We start from the raw sequence: 14716 nt of genomic DNA on the forward strand, positions 1-14716 counted from the left end.
CCGGCCGTGGCACGGGCATGGGTGCTGAACCCCATCTTCGCCGCCGGTGCTTGGCCGGCGGCCTCCCGTGCCCGAGGCTCGACGTCGTCGGACACACCAGCAGGGGGGCGGATGGCGCAGGAGGCACGGCTGAGGGCAGGGCGCGGGTTGCCGCTCTTCTGGCGCGTCTGCCTGGTCAACGGCGCCGTCTTCGCGGTCGGCACCGCAGTGCTGGCGGCCTCCCCGGCCACCGTCTCGACGCCGGTGCTGGCCCGCGAGGCCCTGGTGCTCGCCGTCGGTCTGAGCGCGATGCTGCTTGCCAACGGGCTGCTGCTGCGCACCACGCTGGGACCGCTGGACCGGCTGCGGCTCCTCATGGAGGACGTCGACCTGCTGCGCCCCGGCCAGCGCCTCCCGGAGCAGGGCAGCGGACCGGCCTCCGACCTCATCCGCAGCTTCAACGCCATGCTCGACCGGCTCGAGGCCGAGCGCGCCGCCGCCAGCGGACAGGCCCTCGCCGCTCAGGAGGCCGAGCGCCGGCGGGTGGCCCAGGAGCTGCACGACGAGGTGGGGCAGAGCCTGACCGCGGTCCTGCTGGGCCTGCGCCAGGTCGCCGACCGCGCGCCCGCGGAGCTGCAGCAGGAGGTGCAGCTCGTTCAGGAGTCCGCACGGGCCAGCCTCGACGAGGTGCGGCAGGTGGTCCGGCGGCTGCGCCCGGGCGTGCTCGACGACCTGGGACTGGTCAGCGCCCTGACCTCGCTGGTGACCGAGTACGCCCGGCTCACCGGCGTCGAGGTGTGCCGCCGGTTCTCCCCGGACCTGCCCCCGTTGGGTCCCGAGGCCGAGCTCGTCGTCTACCGGGTGGCGCAGGAGGCGCTGACCAACGTCGCCCGGCACGCCGCCGCCCGGCGGGTCCGGGTCGACCTGTCCCCCACCTTCGCCGCCGGCGACGCGGTGCAACTGCGCGTCGTCGACGACGGCCGTGGTCTCGGGGACAGCCGCGAGGGAGCCGCGATGCGCGGCATGCGGGAGCGGGCGATGCTCGTCGCCGCCACGCTCACCCTCGGCGCGCACGAGGAGGGCGGCACCGAGCTGCGGCTGCTGGTCCCGGTGCCCGGGCCGGGGGGCGGCCGGTGAACCGCCCGCCGGTCACCCGGATCCTGCTCGCCGACGACCACGCCCTCGTCCGCCGCGGCGTCCGCCTGATCCTGGACAGCGAGCCGGACCTGGCCGTCGTCGCCGAGGCCGGCGACGGTGCGGAGGCATTGGCGCTGGCCCGCGTGCACGCCATCGACCTCGCCGTCCTCGACGTCGCGATGCCCCGCCTCACCGGCCTGCAGGCCGCCCGCGAGCTGTCCCGCCGATCGCCGGACACGCGCATCCTGCTGTTGTCGATGTACGACAACGACCAGTACTTCTTCGAGGCGCTCCGCGCGGGCGCGTCGGGCTACGTGCTCAAGTCGGTCGCCGACCGCGACCTCGTCGAGGCCTGCCGGGCCGTCATGCGGGAGGAGCCGTTCATCCACCCGGATGCCCTGACCGCGCTCATGCGCGAGTACCTGCAGCGCGCCGGCCGCGGCGAACGCCTGCCCGGCAGCGTCCTGTCGGCACGCGAGGAGGAGGTCGTCAAGCTGATCGCCGAGGGCTGCTCCTCGCAGGAGATCGCCGACCTGCTGGTGATCAGCGTCAAGACCGTCGAGCGGCACCGGGCCAACGTCCTCGCCAAGCTCGAGATGCGCGACCGCACCCAGCTCACCCGCTACGCGATCCGCACCGGCCTGATCGAACCCTGAACCCCAGCCCGGGTGACGACCGCCCCGCCGTCCTGTCGGTGCCTACGGCGAGAATCCGGGGATGGCTGCCTTCTTCCTCCCGCGGGCGAGCGACGACGAGCAGGCGGAGCGGCTGTACGACGCCCTCGCCGAGTTCGCCGGGTGCGAGCCGGCTCCCGTCGGCCGGCGCGTCCACTCGATCGCCTTCACCCACGAGGGGGCCCAGTGGCTCGCCGAGGTCGGGGAGGAACTGAGCGGACGGCGGACGACCGAGCAGCTCCGCCGCGGCGAGCTGATCGAGCGCACCGAGCACCTGTCGTCGTCCTCACGGGTGCTCGCCGTCTACCCCGGCACGCCGTTCGTGGTCGTCACCGACGCCCAGCCGATCACCGGCGCGCCGTCGGAGTGGGCCAACCCGTTCACCGCCCAGCCGGACCGCGTGACCTGGTTCGACGCGACGTGAGGCAGACCGTCGCCCACGCACCGCGGCCCCGATCGAGGGCCGCGGTGCGACCGGCGGTCAGCAGCAACGGCTGACCGGCGTGCGCTCCAGTGCGTCGGCCCGCCGGCGCTCGAACTCCCGCCGGCTGATCGGCTCGTGCCCGTGCTCGGCGCAGTGCCGCAGGTAGTCGTCCCAGCGCGCCTCGCCGCTCCACTCGCGCAGGTACCAGCGCACCCCCCGCCAGGCCCGGACGGCGGCCTCGCGCCCCTGTCCGCTCACCATGCCCTCCGTTCGCTCCCGCGGGGCGCTCCGCTCCTCGCTCGTTCCTCGCTGCGATGCTCACGCCCCTGTCCGCTCACGTCGCGCTCCCGGCGGACGGCCGCCCCGCACCGACCAGCCGCTCGTGCTCGGCGATGGCCCGCTTCTCCTCCGCGGTCGGGAACAGCCCCGCCGGCTCGACGATCTCCGACGGCACGGCCGGCTCCTCGGTGGTCGGCACCGGCCCGCCCGCCCCGATCGCCCGCGCGATGACGACGGCCGCGTTGATGACGACGACGAGGACGAGGACGGCGAACACCGCCTGCAGCACGCCGTTGAGCGTGGAGTTGAAGATGATCTGGTCCATCTGCCCGGGCTCCTGCGCGGGGGCCAGCAGCTCCCCCGCCGCCTGCGCGTCGGCGTACCGCTGCCGCTGGGCGAAGTAGCCGACGGCCGGGTCGGAGGAGAACACCTTCTGGTAGCTCGCCGTCATCGTGACCACGAGGTCCCAGACCAGCGGGATGCCGGACACCCAGGCGTACTTCAGCTTGCCGTGCTTGATCAGCAGCACCGTGACCAGCGTCAGGGCGATGGCCGCCAGCAGCTGGTTGGCGATGCCGAACAGCGGGAACAGCTGGTTCACGCCGCCGAGGGGGTCGGTCACGCCCACGTACAGGATGTAGCCCCACAGGCTCACGGTGACCGCGCTGGCGATGATGTTGCCGGGCCGCCAGGACAGGTCACCGAACTTCTTCCAGACGTTGCCGATCGTGTCCTGCAGCATGAACCGGCCCACCCGGGTGCCGGCGTCGACGGCGGTCAGGATGAACAGCGCCTCGAACATGATCGCGAAGTGGTACCAGAACGCGGCCATCCCGGCGCCGAAGGCGTCGGAGAGGATGTTCGCGATGCCGACGGCCAGCGTGGGCGCGCCGCCGGTCCGGGAGACCAGGCTCGGCTCCTGCACCGCCGCCGACGCCGCGGCGAGGTCCTGCGCCGTCGTGTCGAAGCCCAGCCCGTTGACGTAGGCCGCGGCCGTTTCCGCCGTCCCGCCGGTGGCCCCGGCCGGGCTGTTCATCGCGAAGTACAGCCCCTGGTCGATGACACAGGCCGCGATCAGCGCGCTGATCGCGACGAAGGACTCCATGAGCATGCCGCCGTAGCCGATGAGGCGGACCTGGCTCTCCTTGGCCACCATCTTCGGCGTCGTCCCGGACGAGATCAGGGCGTGGAAGCCCGAGAGCGCGCCGCAGGCGATCGTGATGAACACGAACGGGAACAGCGACCCGGCGAAGACGGGGCCGGTGCCCTCGCGGGCGAAGTCCGTCACCGCGTCGGCCTGCAGGACCGGGCGGGCCAGCAGCAGCCCGAAGGCGAGCAGGACGATCACGCCGACCTTCATGAACGTCGACAGGTAGTCGCGCGGGGTGAGCAGCAGCCACACCGGCAGCACCGAGGCGACGAACCCGTAGATCACCAGCGCGAGGACCAGCCACTCCTTGGAGAGGGTCAGCGCCTCGCCCAGGCCGGTGTCGTCGACCCAGCCGCCGCCGACGACGGCCAGCAGCAGCAGGACGACGCCGATCGCGGTGGCCTCGAGCACGCGGCCGGGCCGGAGGGTGCGCAGGTACACGCCCATGAACAGTGCGATCGGGATGGTCAGCGCGATGGAGAAGACACCCCACGGCGACTCGGCCAGCGCGTTGACCACGATGAGCGCCAGCACCGCCAGGATGATGATCATGATGGCGAAGACCGCGATGAGCGCGGCGATGCCACCGACGATCCCGATCTCCTCGCGGACCATCTGCCCCAGGCTCTTGCCGTTGCGGCGCATCGAGAAGAACAGGACGGTCATGTCCTGCACCGCGCCGGCGAAGATGACGCCGACGATGATCCAGATGGTCCCGGGCAGGTAGCCCATCTGGGCGGCGAGCACGGGGCCGACCAGGGGGCCGGCGCCGGCGATCGCGGCGAAGTGGTGCCCGAACAGCACCCGCCGGTCGGTGACGTCGAAGTCGATGCCGTTGTGCAGGCGCTCGGCCGGTGTGGCCCGGCGGTCGTCGACCTGCAGCACCCGCCGCGCGATGAACCGCGCGTAGAAGCGGTAGCCGATGGCGTAGGAGGCGAGCGCCGCGAAGAGGATCCACAGCGCCGAGACCGTCTCCCCGCGGGCGATGGCCAGCACGGTCCACGCGACGGCGCCGACCACCGCCACCGCGCCCCAGATCAGCACACTGCGCACGGACGGACGGCGGGCACCCCCGCCGGGGGGCTGCCCGCCGCTGGTGGCGTCCGTCCTGACGGTCGTGGACATGAGCGCCCTCCCTGCAGGTCAGGGCAGCGCCCGGCCGACGCCGCCCGCGTCAGGGACGAGCATGCAAGCAGCCGGCCTGGCACACCAGTGGAGCGAGGCCGGACCGTTACCCGTCAGGTCTCCGGAGCCGTCCTCACGCGTAGCCCCAGACCTCCTGGGCCACCTCGACCACCAGCCGCAGCTTGGCGATCTGGTCGTCCCGGGTGAGCGCGTTGCCCTCGACCGTCGAGGAGAACCCGCACTGCGGGGAGATCGCCAGCTGGTCGAGCGGAACGAACTCCGCCGCCTGGTCGATCCGCCGCTTGAGCTGGTCCTTGTCCTCGAGCTCGGGCCGCTTGCTGGTGACCAGGCCCAGGACCACCCGCTTGCCGGGCGGGACGAAGCGCAGCGGCTCGAACCCGCCGGAGCGGGCGTCGTCGTACTCGAGGAAGAAGCCGTCGACCTCGAGGCCCCCGAACAGCGCCTCGGCGACGAAGTCGTAGCCCCCCTCGGCCACCCACGAGGAGCGGAAGTTGCCGCGGCACATGTGGGTGGTGACCGTCAGCCCCTCGGGGCGGCCGGTCAGCGCCGCGTTGATCTGGCGGATGTAGCGCTCGTGCTGGTGCTCGGCGTCCCGGCCCTGCTCGGCCAGCTCGGCGCGCTGCGCCGGGTCGTTGAGGTAGGCGAGGCTGGTGTCGTCGAGCTGCAGGTAGGTGCAGCCCTGCGCGGCGATGCCCTGCACCTGCTGGCGGTAGGCCGCCGACAGTGCGTCCCAGAAGGCGTCCTCGTCCGCGTACACCGACGGGTCGATCGCCGCCGCGCCGCCGCGGTAGTGGACCATCGACGGCGAGGGGATGGTCAGCTTCGGCGTCTGCCCCTCGGTCACCTGGCTCTGCAGGTAGCCGAAGTCCTTGCCGAAGATCGGCTCGTCGATCGACAGCGGGCCGTCGACGTGCAGGCCCGCCGGCACCCAGTCGAGGTCCCCGTTCGCGTTGTGGAAGTGGACGGGCCGGCCCTCGCCCTCCACCTTGGTGATCCCGGTGATCGAGTAGATGAAGTCCATGTGCCAGGTGGCGCGGCGGAACTCGCCGTCGGTGGCGGTGCGCAGTCCGACGTCCCGCTGGAGCCGGACGGCGTCGGCGACGGCCTCGTCCTCCACGGCCCGCAGCTCAGCGGCGTCGATCTCGCCGGCGGCGAAGCGGGACCGGGCCTCGAGCAGGACCGGCGGGCGGAGGAGGCTGCCGACGTGGTCGGCGCGGAACGGCGGGCCGGAGGTATCGGTCATGGCCGCAAGCTTGGTGGACTCCGCCCGTGGGCGCAGCACCCTCCGGTCAGGGGATGTGGATCAGGAACTCCTGCGGCCGGGTGGGGACGAACCGGCCGACCAGCCACTCGGCGGCGGCGTAGACGGCCAGCCCGGGCGCGATGACCACCGCCGGGGGGACGACGAGCGGCGCGGCCAGCACCGTGATCGCGAGGACGCCGGGCGCGCTGACCAGCCACCCCTCGCGGCGCCGCGGGACGGTCAGCGCACCCCACCGCACCCCGGCCCACATGAGCCACCGCCGGAGGACCGGCACCCCGCTCTCCCGCATCACCCGCCGGAAGATGCCGTCGGCCTGGCGGGCGGTCACCACACCGGACTCGACGCCCTCGTCGACCAGCCAGTCGTGCAGGACCACCGCCAGCGTGTAGGTGCCGTAGCGCGGGATCAGCCAGGCGACCAGGCGAGGCACCGAGGCGAAGTCGGTGCGGAACCCGGCCGGGACGACGAACCGGTCGCGGTTCCCCCGGTAGACCAGCGCGTCGACGATCGCCCACGTCGTCGCATCGATCCGGCGGACGGTGAGATCGGTCGACTCGAACGGCATCCCCGGATGCTGTCACCAGCCGGTGACCGTCGTCGGCTCGGCGGCGACCGGGGGCTCCGCGCTTTGATCAGCAGTCGCGTCGAGCCCGTCGACCTTTGGACATCTGGCGATGGTGCAGCGGACACGGACGCCGCAAGACTCGTCCACGTACGACGCGGCCACCGAACGAGCCGCACGCTCTCGTGCGTCCCGAAGGGATCCCATCACCATGTCGAAGGTTCGCACCACGGCAGCGCGCCGGCGGAACGGTCGAGGCCTCGGTCTCCCGCTCGCGGCAGCGTCCACCGCCCTGCTGACCGTCTTGACGGCCTGCGGAGGAGACGCGTCGTCCGACTCCGACGGCGAGGCCGGCAGCGGCGGCGGCGGCGGTCAGACCTCCGTGACGGAGAACGAGGACATCGCCGCGCTGGTCCCCGAGGAGGTCGCCGGCACCGGCACGCTCCGTGTCGCCTCCGAGGTCTACCCGCCCGCCGTCATCGTCCCGCCCAGCGGCGGGGACCCGACCGGCTGGGAGATCGCGATCGCCAAGGACGTCGCGACCCTCATGGGTCTCGAGGCGGAGATCACCATCGTCCCCTTCGACGGGCTCATCCCCAGCCTGCAGGCCAACCGCTTCGACGTCGCCATGGGTGAGATCGCCGTCCTCCCCGAGCGGACCGCGGTGCTCACCTTCGTGTCCGACCACGAGTCGGGCGACTCCTTCCTGGTGAACGCGGACAGCGACATCGAGGAGATCGCCGCACCGGAGGACCTCTGCGGTCACTCGGCCGCCGCGCTGCTCGGTTCCGTGGAACTGACGCGGATGCAGGAGTACGCCGCGAACTGCGCTGCCAACGGGCTGCCGGAGCTCTCCGTCGACTCGTACAAGGACCAGGCCGCCGTCAACCTCGCGCTCCAGGGCCAGAAGGTGGACATGAGCATCGGCTCCACGAGCCAGCTGGCCTACGTCGACCAGCAGGCGTCGGGCCAGTTCCGCCTGATCGACGCGCCGTTCATCGAGACCATCCCCACGGGCATCCCGATCGCCGACACCCCCTACGAGGCCGAGATGGCCGAGGCGGTGCGGGCAGCCGTCCAGGAGCTCATCGACTCCGGGCGCATGCAGGAGATCCTCGACGAGTTCAACGCCGGCAAGGGCAACGTGGAGACGGCCGAGGTCGTCACCTCGTGACGGCGGGACGCAGGGCGACCCGCGCGCCGGGGACCGGCGTCCGATGACCGTCCTCGACCGGTTCAGCCTGGTCGGCAAGGTCGCCCTGGTGACGGGGGGCAACCGCGGGCTGGGCCTGGCCATCGCTCGTGCCCTGGGCGAGGCCGGCGCATCCGTCGCCGTGGCCGCCCGGGACCCGGATGCGGCGGCGGAGGCCACCGCGAAGCTCACCGCCGAGGGGATCTCCGCGCTGGCCGTGCGGCTGGACGTGACCCGCCCCGAGGAGATCTCGGTCGCCGTCGACCGGGTCGGTGACGAGCTCGGTCCGATCGACGTCCTCGTGAACAACGCTGGGGTCGGCACCATCCGGCCGTCGCTGGACAGCTCGGACGACGACCTCTGGGAGCGGACCTTCGCCACCAACGTGGACGGCGTCTGGCACACCTCGCGGATCGTGGCGAGCCGGATGCTCGAGCGTCGCACCGGGTCGATCGTCAACGTCGGCTCGGTCGGGGCGACCATGGTCCTGCGCCGGCCGCAGGCCGCCTACATGAGCTCGAAGGCGGCCGTGCACCAGCTGACGCGGGCCCTGGCCGTCGAGTGGGCCGAGCACGGCATCCGGGTGAACGCGGTGGCGCCCGGCCCCTTCTCGACCGACATGACCGAGCCGAACCAGCCGGAGTACCTCAACCAGCTCCCGCTGGGTCGGTACGGGTCCCCCGACGAGCTCGGGCCCGCCGTGGTGTTCCTCGCCAGCGAGGCCTCCAGCTACGTCACCGGCGTGGTCCTGACCGTCGACGGCGGCGTGGGCCTGTGACACCCGCCTCCCCGCGGGTGGTCGTCGTCGGCGGTCGCGGACGCGTCGGTCAGCGCATCGGCCGGCTGCTCCTGCAGGGGGGCCACCGGCCGCTGGGTGTCGTGCGGTCCGAGGCCGGCGTGCAGGAGCTGGCCCGGAGCGGCATCCCCGGCCACCTGCTCGACCTGGAGACCGCCGCCGTCGAGGAGGTCGTCTCGCTGCTCCGCGGCGCCGACGCCGTCGTCTTCTCCGCGGGGGCGGGCGACCCGGCGGACGTGGCCCGGACCGAGCGGGTCGACGGCGTGGGTGCCGCGATGTGCGCCGAGGCGGCCGAGCGGGCGGGCGTCCGCCGGTTCGTCATGGTGTCCGGCCAGGGGGTCGAGCTGCCCCGGCACGAGCGGCAGTCGTCGGCATCCCTGGCCCCGATCTCCGGCTACCTCGAGGTCAAGAGGGCCGCGGAGCTCGACCTGTGTCGCCGGGACCTCGACTGGACCGTGCTGCGGCCGGGCTGGCTGACCGACACCGACGGTGAGGGACGGGTGCGGCTGGCACGCTCGCTGCCCTTCGGGGAGGTCAGCCGCGACGACGTCGCCGCGGTCGTCGTCGCGCTGCTCGGGCTCCCGGCCTCGGCGGGCCGGGTCATCGAGATGGTGAGGGGCGACGACACCGTCGAGGACGCGCTGGGCGCGCTCCTCGCCGCCCCCTCGGGGTGACCGACCCGGGTCCCGTCGTTGACGGGGCCCGGGTCGGTTCCTTGCCTGGCTCCCGTGCCCTGGCTAGATTGGGGAGCTTCCAGTCAGCGAACGGTCGCTCGTCATCGGGTCGCCGGCACAACGAGTTGGACCTCCGAGACGGCGCGGATGACCCTTCAGGACAAGTTGGACGACCTCGCCGCTGAGGTGCGCCTGCCGATCCAGCTCACCGATCACCAGATGCGGTCGCTGGGCTTCACCCCGCACGGGGACCTCATCGACTCGATCCGCCAGCAGACGCTGCTGTCCAAGGTGACCCCGCCCGAGATCCGGAAGTACTTCGAGGGTCGCGGTGTCCTGCGGACCAAGGAACCCCTGTGGCTCCCCCCGGACCCGTCCAAGGGCGTGCTCGGCCGCACCGTCGTCCCCGTCCTGGTCGACAAGGTCCACTACGGCCTGCTCTGGATCCTCGACGACGAGCACCAGGTGCAGGGAGCGCTGCTCGACCGGGTGCGGGAGGTCGCCAAGGTCATCGGCGAGCAGGTCCGTGACCAGGAGACCGCCGAGAACGACCGCTTCGCCCTGACCCGCCAGCTCCTCCAGGGCAACGCCGAGCGCCGGAACATCGCCTGGACGGAGCTGGTGCGGGCCCGAGCGGTCGACAGCGACGACACGCTCACCGCCGTCGTGATCCGGGTGCGCTCAGCGGGCGGGGGCACCGACCGGGTGCCCCGGCACGTCTTGTCCTACACGCACGGATCCGGCCTCCCCCACTACGTCCTCCGCGCGGTGGAGGGGTCGGCGGCCGCGCTGCTCGTACCGGGTTCCCGGGGGGACCAGGCCCTCGACCGGATCGCGGAGCTGGGTCGCTCGATCGTCCAGGACGCGGTCGATCCGGACGCAACCGTGTACGTGGGGATCGGCGGCCAGGGCCACGCCGGCCCGTCGGCCTGGCTGTCGGCCTCCCAGGCGGCCCGCGCGGCCGACGCCGCCGAGCGGTTCCCCGAGCTGGAGCGGGTGGCGGCGTGGGACCGGCTGGGCAGCCTCCGGCTCCTGGTCTCCATCTCCGAGCCGGACCTGCGGGTGCTCATCGACCCCCGGATCATCACCCTGCACTGCGACCACCGCGAGCTCCTCGCGACCGTCGAGACGTACCTCGACACCGGCGGCGACATCACCTCCACCTGCAAGGCGCTGAACGTCCACCGTGGGACCGTGTACTACCGGCTGCGCCGGGTCGAGGAGCTCACCGGGCTGTCGATCCGGAGCGGAGCCGACCGCCTCACCATCCACACCGGCGCCAAGGCGGTGCGGCTGCTGGGCGAGGACCCCCTGGACGGTGGCCGGACGGGAGCCACCTCCCAGGGGCCGACGACGTCCCCCTCGGCCGACGAACCGCACCCTCCGTCCCCGCTCTGGTACTGACACCAGCCGCCCGCCGGGCGGCGGGCGGCCCGGTCAGAGGTCCTTGCAGAGCCGGCGAGCGTCGTAGACGGCACCCTGGATGCCCCGGTGCGCCACGGCGTCGCCGATGCGGAACAGCGCGAACGAGCCACCGAGGGCGTCCAGGGCCGGCTGGCGCTCGCCCTTGGCGAAGGCCCGCAGGTCCGTCTGGCCGCTGTTGGTCGACTTCAGCCGCAGGTCGTCGTAGACCTCGGTGACGGGCAGCGTCCCGTGCTCCACGACGAGGCGCTCGACGGTCCGCTCCTGGATCGCGCCGGTGAAGACGTTGCGCAGCTCGACCCGCAGGCTCGTCCCCTCCTTGCGCGCCGTGGACAGCTCGTGGTCCACGGTCAGGACGACGCCCTTGCCGTAGAGCGCCCGGAGGTAGTCGGGGGTGAGCAGGGGCACGACGTCCTGCAGAGGGGTCCGGTCCGGGGTCACGAGCTCGACGCGGGCGCCGAGCCCGGCGAGGTGCTCGGCGGCCAGGGCGGCCTGCTCGGTCCCGTGGTCGTCGTACACGAGCACCGACCCGTTCGTGGCCCGGCTGCTCCCCACGGCGTCCCAGGTCGACTCGGCGTACTCGTTGCCCTCGCTCAGCACGTCGGTGTTGGGCATGCCACCGGTGGCCACGATGACCACGGACGGGTCGAACTGCAGCACGTCGGCGGCGTCGGCGTAGGTGTTGAGGCGGACGGTCGCACCGGCGGCCCTCACCTGGGCGGCGAGCCAGTGGATGATCGCCGCCTTCTCCGAGTGCCGCGGGCTCCGGGACGCGAGCAACAGCTGCCCGCCGAGGACGTCCGCCGCCTCGAGCAGGGTGACCTCGTGCCCCCGCTCGGCGCAGACGCGGGCCGCCTCCAGGCCCGCCGGACCCCCGCCGACCACGACGACCCGCTCGACGCGCCCGCTGGTCCGCTGGATCAGCTGCGGGATGTACTGCTCCCGGCCCGTGGCCGGGTTGTGGACGCAGAAGGTGCCGTGCGGGGACAGACAGCTCAGCGCCCCGACACAGGGACGGATGTCGTCCTCCTTGCCGGCGAGCAGCTTGGTGACGATGTGGGGGTCGGCGATGTGGGCCCGGGTCATCCCGACCGCGTCGACGAACCCCTCGCGCAGCGCATGCCGCGCCGTCGCCAGGTCGGCGATCCGCCCGGCGTGGAAGACCGGCACGTCGACGACGGCGCGGATGGCGCCGGCCATCTCGAGGTGCCGGCCCTGCGCCCGCCCGAAGCCCGGGATGAGGTCGGCGAGCTCGTCCTCGCTGAAGCCGCTGCCGTAGAGGACGTCGATGAAGTCGACCAGCCCCGATTCCGACAGCGTCCGGGCGACCTCGATCGACCCGGCGAGCTGGACACCGCCGGTGACGCCCTCGTCCCCGGCGATCCGGATCCCCACGATGAAGTCGTCGCCGACCCGCCGTCGCACCTCACGCAGGACCTCGAAGGCGAACGTCAGCTTCCCGGAGGCGAGGGAGTACTCGTCGTCCCGGGTGTTGGTCCGCTCCGTCCAGAACTGGTCGATCAGGTGGCCGGCGGCGGCCATCACCTCGATCCCGTCCAGGCCGCCCTCCTGCGCCATGACCGCGGCGTCGCCGTACGCCCGGACCAGCCGCTCGAAGTCGAAGTCCTCCATCTCCTTCGGGAAGCTGCGGTGGGCACGCTCCCGGATGGGGGACGGCGACACGGTGGGCAGCCAGTCACCACGGACGTCCATCGACCGGCGCCCCAGGTGCGTGATCTGGACCATGATCGCGGCGCCGTGGCTGTGCACCCGCCGGGACACGTCCCGGTAGAAGTCGACGACCCGGGGGTCGAAGGCGTCGAAGTTGTCGAAGACGTTGGCCGAGTCGGGGGCGACGTTGCTCGAGCCGCCGATGATGGTGAGCCCGATCCCGCCCTTCGCCTTCTCCTCCTGGTACATCGCATAACGCTCGCCGGGCACGCCGTTCCCCTCGAGGTACCCGGAGGGGGCGTGGCCGGTGCTGAGGATCCGGTTCCGCAGCGTCAGGTGCTTGATCCGCAACGGCTCCAGGAGCGCGTCGTTCGACATGGATTCCATTCCCATCACAGGTGAGTAGATCGCGCCGGCGGTGCGTCCGGACGAGACGTCAGTGGATGCTCTTCAGGAAGGCGCGGGTGCGCGGGTGCTGGGGGTTGTCGATGACGTCCTCCGGGCGGCCCTGCTCCACGATGAGCCCGTCGGCCATGAAGACCACGGTGTCGGCGACGTTGCGGGCGAACCCGACCTCGTGGGTGACGACGACCATCGTCATGCCCTCGTTGGCCAGCGTCCGCATGCTCTCGAGGACCTCGCCGACGAGTTCGGGGTCGAGCGCGGAGGTCGGCTCGTCGAAGAGCATCACCGACGGGGACATCGCGAGGGCGCGGGCGATGGCCACCCGCTGCTTCTGCCCGCCGGACAGGTGCGCCGGGTAGGCGCTCTCCTTGTCCTCCAGCCCGACCGCGCCGAGGACCCGGCGGGCCGTCTCGAGGACCTCTCTCCGGTTGCGCCGCTGGACCCGGACGGGCGCCTCGCAGACGTTCTCGAGCACCGTCATGTGCGGGAACAGCCGGAAGTCCTGGAACACCATCCCGACCTGCGCCCGCTGGCGGGCCACCTCGCGGGGCCGGAGCTCGTGCAGCTTGTCCCCCCGCCGCCGGTAGCCCATCGGCTCCTCGTGCACGAGTACCGCTCCGCGGCTCGGGACCTCCAGGTGGTTGACGCACCGCAGGAGGGTGCTCTTCCCGGATCCGGACGGCCCGAGGATGCACATCACCTCGCCCTGGGTGACCTGCAGGTCGACGCCCTTGAGCACCTCGAGGGAGCCGAACCGCTTGTGCAGGTCGATGATCCGCACGACGACGTTCTGGGCGTCCTGGCCGACCACCGGCGCGCGCTTCTCGTTCGGTGCCAGGGTCATCGCTGAGCCTCCGCTGCTGGTAGAGCCGCCACCTGCTCGTCCGGCAGAGGGGGCGGTGCCTGCCGGGTGCGCCGCGGACGCGACGGCCGTCCTCCGCCCGCGCGGCGCCGGGCGTCGCCCCGCCCGTAGCGCTTCTCCAGCAGGTACTGGAAGAAGGTGAGGATGGTGGTGACGATCAGGTACCAGAGCGCCACCACGGTGAGCAGGGGGATCGTCTGGAAGTTCTGCGAGTAGATGAGCTGGGCCGAGTAGAGCAGTTCCGGTAGGGCCAGGACGCTGACCAGCGACGTGTACTTCAGCATGCCGATCGTCTGGTTGGCGGTGGGCGGGAGGAGGATCTTCACCGCCTGCGGGAAGACGATGCGACGGAAGGTCATCGACCCGGTCATGCCGAGGGCGTGGGCGGCCTCGGTCTGGCTGAAGTCCACCGCGAGGAGGGCACCGCGGATGATCTCGGCCATGTACGCGGCCTCGTTCAGACCCAGGCCGAGCACCGCCGCGACGTAGACGGAGACGAGGGCGTTGGTCTCACCGCTGACGAACTCGGGGCCGAACGGGATGCCCAGGCTCAGCTCCGGGTACAGCGCCGAGAGGTTGTACCAGAAGATCAGCTGGATCAGCAGCGGCGTCCCGCGGAAGAACCAGATGTAGGCGTTCGCCGTCTGGGACAGCACCTTGTTCGACGACATCCGGGCCACGGCCAGCGCGGTGCCGAGACCGACGCCGATGATCATGGCGAGCGCGGTCAGCCACAGGGTCCGCTGCAGACCCAGCAGGATCTGCTCGCTGAAGAAGAACTCGCCGACCACAGACCAGCCGAACCGTCGGTTGACGACGAGGGTGTGGACGAGCATCGCGAGGAGCACGGCCAGCACGGCGAGGGCCACCCACTGCAGGTACGGCCTGCGTCTGACGATCGCGGTGGGGTACGACCCTCGCGAGGGAGTGTCCGGACTGTCCATGGGAACCGCCTCTCGAGTGGAAGAGCCGACCGCGTCACCGTGTTCGGCCGGTCACGACCGGCCCCGCACCCTGCGTCCGCCCGCCGCCGAGCAGGGAGCCGGCTGCCGGCCCCGGTGATCAGGACTGCGGGCGAC

Annotated in this window: 14 protein-coding genes; 7 read left to right on the top strand and 7 right to left on the bottom strand. The window is 72.2% G+C overall.

Features of this window, described 5'->3' with window-relative positions; all coding sequences use genetic code 11:
• Nucleotides 1-111 precede the first annotated feature (111 nt).
• The 3 genes from MY520_RS04105 to MY520_RS04115 all read left to right on the top strand — a co-directional run bounded on the left by MY520_RS04105 (nucleotide 112) and on the right by MY520_RS04115 (nucleotide 2214).
• On the top strand, nucleotides 112-1116 hold the full coding sequence (locus MY520_RS04105; RefSeq protein WP_436690361.1) for a HAMP domain-containing sensor histidine kinase: 1005 nt from the start codon (nucleotides 112-114) through the stop codon (nucleotides 1114-1116).
• Nucleotides 1113-1772, top strand: coding sequence for a response regulator (locus tag MY520_RS04110; protein ID WP_436690363.1), 660 nt, complete (start codon nucleotides 1113-1115; stop codon nucleotides 1770-1772). Before MY520_RS04105 ends, MY520_RS04110 begins: the two co-directional genes overlap by 4 nt.
• A 61-nt stretch (nucleotides 1773-1833) precedes the next feature.
• Complete coding sequence (locus MY520_RS04115) at nucleotides 1834-2214, top strand: hypothetical protein (protein WP_436690365.1); 381 nt, start codon at nucleotides 1834-1836, stop codon at nucleotides 2212-2214.
• 57 nt (nucleotides 2215-2271) lie between these two features.
• Here MY520_RS04115 and MY520_RS04120 read toward each other — a convergent pair whose 3' ends face one another.
• The 4 genes from MY520_RS04120 to MY520_RS04135 form a co-directional block, all read right to left on the bottom strand.
• Entirely contained in the window at nucleotides 2272-2472 is a 201-nt protein-coding gene (locus MY520_RS04120) for a YbdD/YjiX family protein (protein WP_436690367.1), read from the bottom strand.
• A gap of 76 nt (nucleotides 2473-2548) precedes the next feature.
• Nucleotides 2549-4768: a carbon starvation CstA family protein gene (locus MY520_RS04125; protein ID WP_436690368.1), complete on the bottom strand. Its 2220-nt coding sequence runs from the start codon at nucleotides 4766-4768 to the stop codon at nucleotides 2549-2551.
• Between the two features lie 133 nt (nucleotides 4769-4901).
• Nucleotides 4902-6032, bottom strand: a complete 1131-nt coding sequence (locus MY520_RS04130) for a 5-methyltetrahydropteroyltriglutamate--homocysteine S-methyltransferase (RefSeq protein WP_436690370.1) — start codon at nucleotides 6030-6032, stop codon at nucleotides 4902-4904.
• Nucleotides 6033-6078: 46 nt separating this feature from the next.
• On the bottom strand, nucleotides 6079-6618 hold the full coding sequence (locus tag MY520_RS04135; protein WP_436690372.1) for a DUF1353 domain-containing protein: 540 nt from the start codon (nucleotides 6616-6618) through the stop codon (nucleotides 6079-6081).
• Between the two features lie 379 nt (nucleotides 6619-6997).
• Between MY520_RS04135 and MY520_RS04140 the strand changes: the two genes are divergently transcribed.
• The 4 genes from MY520_RS04140 (at nucleotide 6998) to MY520_RS04155 (ending at nucleotide 10681) form a co-directional block, all read left to right on the top strand.
• Nucleotides 6998-7789: a transporter substrate-binding domain-containing protein gene (locus MY520_RS04140; RefSeq protein WP_436690374.1), complete on the top strand. Its 792-nt coding sequence runs from the start codon at nucleotides 6998-7000 to the stop codon at nucleotides 7787-7789.
• A 43-nt stretch (nucleotides 7790-7832) separates the two neighbouring features.
• Nucleotides 7833-8585 (top strand): SDR family NAD(P)-dependent oxidoreductase, encoded by a 753-nt coding sequence (locus tag MY520_RS04145; protein WP_436690376.1) that lies wholly within the window; start codon nucleotides 7833-7835, stop codon nucleotides 8583-8585.
• Nucleotides 8582-9277, top strand: coding sequence for an NAD(P)H-binding protein (locus MY520_RS04150; RefSeq protein ID WP_436690378.1), 696 nt, complete (start codon nucleotides 8582-8584; stop codon nucleotides 9275-9277). Before MY520_RS04145 ends, MY520_RS04150 begins: the two co-directional genes overlap by 4 nt.
• Nucleotides 9278-9424: 147 nt before the next feature.
• Entirely contained in the window at nucleotides 9425-10681 is a 1257-nt protein-coding gene (locus MY520_RS04155; RefSeq protein ID WP_436690380.1) for a PucR family transcriptional regulator, read from the top strand.
• Between the two features lie 33 nt (nucleotides 10682-10714).
• Here the strand turns inward: MY520_RS04155 and MY520_RS04160 are convergent, their stop codons facing one another.
• The 3 genes from MY520_RS04160 to MY520_RS04170 are packed head-to-tail and all read right to left on the bottom strand — an operon-like array spanning nucleotide 10715 to nucleotide 14506.
• Complete coding sequence (locus MY520_RS04160; protein WP_436690382.1) at nucleotides 10715-12748, bottom strand: FAD-dependent oxidoreductase; 2034 nt, start codon at nucleotides 12746-12748, stop codon at nucleotides 10715-10717.
• Between the two features lie 58 nt (nucleotides 12749-12806).
• The gene (locus MY520_RS04165; protein ID WP_436690384.1) at nucleotides 12807-13619 is read right to left on the bottom strand and encodes an amino acid ABC transporter ATP-binding protein; all 813 of its coding nucleotides are present in this window, start codon (nucleotides 13617-13619) and stop codon (nucleotides 12807-12809) included.
• Complete coding sequence (locus MY520_RS04170) at nucleotides 13616-14506, bottom strand: amino acid ABC transporter permease (protein WP_436690386.1); 891 nt, start codon at nucleotides 14504-14506, stop codon at nucleotides 13616-13618. The genes MY520_RS04165 and MY520_RS04170 overlap by 4 nt, the downstream gene beginning before the upstream one ends.
• Between the last annotated feature and the right edge of the window lie 210 nt (nucleotides 14507-14716).

This window comes from Geodermatophilus sp. CPCC 205506 (assembly GCF_051383635.1).
Classification (GTDB): domain Bacteria; phylum Actinomycetota; class Actinomycetes; order Mycobacteriales; family Geodermatophilaceae; genus Geodermatophilus.